The organism is Pseudomonas sp. YA1 (assembly GCF_058680555.1).
In genome coordinates this window covers 1-3,276 of sequence record NZ_JBZWBG010000041.1, presented here as the reverse complement: position 1 = coordinate 3,276, position 3,276 = coordinate 1, and the positions used below count along the sequence as shown (strand labels likewise).

At 59.6% G+C, this 3,276-nt stretch carries 4 protein-coding genes and 3 tRNA genes; all 7 read left to right on the top strand.

Translation table 11 applies throughout. The annotated features are described in order from the left end of the window. The first annotated feature begins 221 nt into the window (after positions 1-221). Entirely contained in the window at positions 222-1,160 is a 939-nt protein-coding gene (gene birA, locus AC4OR5_RS30845) for a bifunctional biotin--[acetyl-CoA-carboxylase] ligase/biotin operon repressor BirA (RefSeq protein ID WP_016252943.1), read from the top strand. After that, the gene (locus AC4OR5_RS30840; RefSeq protein ID WP_031755330.1) at positions 1,157-1,903 is read left to right on the top strand and encodes a pantothenate kinase; all 747 of its coding nucleotides are present in this window, start codon (positions 1,157-1,159) and stop codon (positions 1,901-1,903) included. Before birA ends, AC4OR5_RS30840 begins: the two co-directional genes overlap by 4 nt. A gap of 8 nt (positions 1,904-1,911) precedes the next feature. After that, positions 1,912-2,616: an SPOR domain-containing protein gene (locus tag AC4OR5_RS30835; RefSeq protein WP_003093767.1), complete on the top strand. Its 705-nt coding sequence runs from the start codon at positions 1,912-1,914 to the stop codon at positions 2,614-2,616. A 147-nt stretch (positions 2,617-2,763) separates the two neighbouring features. Then, positions 2,764-2,848: transfer RNA gene (locus AC4OR5_RS30830), tRNA-Tyr, on the top strand. A 26-nt stretch (positions 2,849-2,874) separates the two neighbouring features. Further along, positions 2,875-2,948: transfer RNA gene (locus AC4OR5_RS30825), tRNA-Gly, on the top strand. A gap of 19 nt (positions 2,949-2,967) precedes the next feature. After that, positions 2,968-3,043, top strand: a tRNA-Thr gene (locus AC4OR5_RS30820). A gap of 84 nt (positions 3,044-3,127) precedes the next feature. Next, the coding region (locus AC4OR5_RS30815) for a GTP-binding protein (protein ID WP_235594429.1) at positions 3,128-3,276 on the top strand (149 nt) is incomplete at its 3' end.

Here is a 3,276-nt window from a genome sequence, read left to right as displayed (position 1 = left end):
ACGACGCATCGCCGATGGTAGTGTGGGGTCTCCCCATGTGAGAGTAGGTCATCGTCAAGCTCCTATCCCAAAACCCCTGGTCAGTGATGACCGGGGGTTTTGCTTTTGCGCGCGGAAAAGTCTGCGAAAATCCGGGGAAAAGGCAGCTATACGGCAGGGCTTTTCGTAGGCAAAGCGCAAGTGCCTCTATATGATGCGTGCCTGGCTAGTGTGGGGCGTCTATGCAGACCTTGCTGAAACTACTTCAAGACGGGCGATTCCACTCCGGTGAGGAGTTGGGGGCGGTACTGGGCATCAGTCGCAGTGCAGTCTGGAAACGCTTGCAGCACCTGGAGGCTGAACATGGCCTGCAGTTCCACAAGGTGCGTGGCCGGGGTTACCGCCTGGCGAGTCCCCTCAGTCTCCTGGATCCGCGGAAGATCGACAGCCTCTGGCCTGTCGAGATCATGCCCACCGTCGATTCAACCAATAGCGAGGCCATGCGCAGGCTCGCGGCTGGAGCCTCGACGCCTTTCGTTATCGTCGCCGAGCAGCAGACTGCCGGGCGTGGACGTCGCGGGCGAGCCTGGGTCAGTCCCTATGGAGAGAACCTCTATTATTCTCTGGCCATTACTGTCAGGGGGGGCGCTCGGGAGCTCGAAGGGTTGAGCCTGGTTGTCGGTCTCGCGGTGCTCCGGGCCCTGGAGTCCTTGGGCGTCCGGGACGCCGGGTTGAAGTGGCCGAACGACGTTCTGCAGGGAGGCAAGAAGATCGCCGGAATTCTCCTGGAGCTGAGTGGCGACCCCGCGGATCTGTGTCATGTCGTTATCGGCATAGGGATCAACGTCAACATGAAGACCGCCACTGATATCGGCCAGCCTTGGACCTCCCTGCGCGAAGCGCTGGGGGAGCTGGTGGATCGTTCGCGGCTGCTCTCTGCTCTCAATCGGCAGTTGGCCGATTATCTCGATAGGCATTCGCGCGAAGGCTTTGCTGCAAGTCGCGAGGAGTGGGAGTCCTGCAATCTCTGGCAGGGTGCCCAGGTCATTCTCTCGACTGCCCTGAGTTCCATCGAGGGTCGCGTGTTGGGTGTCGATAGCCGAGGAGCGCTGCGTCTCGAGGTGGATGGCGTGGAGCAGGGTTTCAGTGGAGGGGAGCTTAGTTTGAGGTTGCGTCAATGATTCTTGAGCTCGACTGTGGAAACTCGCTGATCAAGTGGCGGGTCATCGAGGGCGCGGCACGGTCGGTCGCCGGTGGCCTTGCGGAGTCCGATGATGCCCTGGTCGAACAGTTAACATCGCAGCAAGCGCTGCCAGTGCGAGCCTGTCGCCTGGTGAGCGTTCGCAGCGAGCAGGAAACCTCGCAACTGGTCGCACGGTTGGAGCAGCTGTTCCCGGTTTCGGCGCTGGTTGCATCATCCGGCAAGCAGTTGGCGGGAGTGCGCAACGGCTATCTCGACTACCAGCGCCTGGGGCTCGACCGCTGGTTGGCCCTCGTCGCGGCTCATCACCTGGCTAAGAAGGCCTGCCTGGTCATTGATCTGGGGACCGCGGTCACCTCTGACCTGGTCGCGGCGGATGGAGTGCATCTGGGGGGCTACATATGCCCGGGCATGACCCTGATGAGAAGCCAGTTGCGCACCCATACCCGACGTATCCGCTACGACGATGCAGAGGCCCGTCGGGCGCTTGCCAGTCTCCAGCCAGGGCATGCCACGGCCGAGGCGGTTGAGCGGGGTTGTCTGCTCATGCTCAGGGGGTTCGTTCGTGAGCAGTACGCCATGGCGTGCGAGCTGCTCGGTCCGGATTGTGAAATATTCCTGACGGGTGGGGATGCCGAACTGGTTCGCGACGAACTGGCTGGCGCCCGGATCATGCCGGACCTGGTTTTCGTAGGGCTGGCACTGGCTTGCCCGATTGAGTGAGAGGATCTATGCGCTGGTTCTTCCTGTTTCTCCTGGCCCTGAACGTCTTCTACTACGTCTGGCACCAGCAGCAATCCCCGCTACGGGCCAAGGAAATCGCACCGCTGGAACTCTATAAGGATGGGCAGAAGAACATTCTGCTGTTGGCCGAGAGCAACCTTGCTTCCAGGGCGCGCTCGGGGTCGCAGGTGCCGGCGCCGAGTGTGCCTTCGGCTGCCGAAGAGTCGATCGCATCCGAGTCGGCCTGTCTCTATCTTGGCGGAGGCGGTGAGGAGGCGGATGCCCGAAGGTTGCAGCAGCGCCTGCTGGGCCTGGATATCGAGGCGGAGGTCGAGGCCCGTGGGGAGATGAGCGTCGATTACTGGGTCTATCTTCCTCCGCTGGCCTCGCGGGAGGCTGCGCTTCGTCAGTTGAAGGAGCTTCAGGCGCGCAATATCGACAGCTACCTGATTGGCGAGGGAGTGCTGGCCAATGGCATTTCTTTGGGGATGTTTTCCGCGCGGGATTCGGCTGAAAGTGCGCAGGCGCGTCTCAAGACGGCAGGTTACGAGGCGGAGCTGAAGGAATTGCCCCGCGGGCAGCGTGATTTCTGGGTAAGGGTGGCCCCCGGCAGCCGGCGCCTGGTGGATGAGCAACTGCTCCAGGAGCTGGCTCGGGACTTCAAGGGATTGCAGCATCAAATAATGTCGTGCAAAGGTGTTGCATCCCCCTGATGGTTTGCATAGAATGGCGCCCGCTTCGCAGGGGGAAGTCTGAAAGACTCCTACCATGAAGTTGCTGTTGAAACCTAAGTTCAGGTTTTTTAAGAGAAAACTCTTGACAGCAAGGTGGCAGACGTAGAGAATGCCGCCCACCAGTTTGGAGGGATTCCCGAGTGGCCAAAGGGATCAGACTGTAAATCTGACGTCATAGACTTCGAAGGTTCGAATCCTTCTCCCTCCACCAGTTTAAAAGCGTGAGCTTCGGGCTCCGCGGGTATAGTTCAGTGGTAGAACCTCAGCCTTCCAAGCTGATGATGCGGGTTCGATTCCCGCTACCCGCTCCAGTCAAGTTGCTTGTGTTTCGCTCATGTAGCTCAGTTGGTAGAGCACACCCTTGGTAAGGGTGAGGTCAGCGGTTCAAATCCGCTCATGAGCTCCATTTATCCAGGGGCAGATATGAAAATATCTGCCCTTGTTCTAATGGTAGCGTGATCCGCTCAATTCCTTGAAGGGGATGGTCTCCATGGCTAAAGAAAAATTTGAACGGAACAAGCCGCACGTCAACGTCGGCACCATCGGTCACGTTGACCATGGCAAGACCACTCTGACCGCTGCACTGACCAAGGTCTGCTCCGACACCTGGGGTGGTTCCGCTCGTGCTTTCGATCAGAT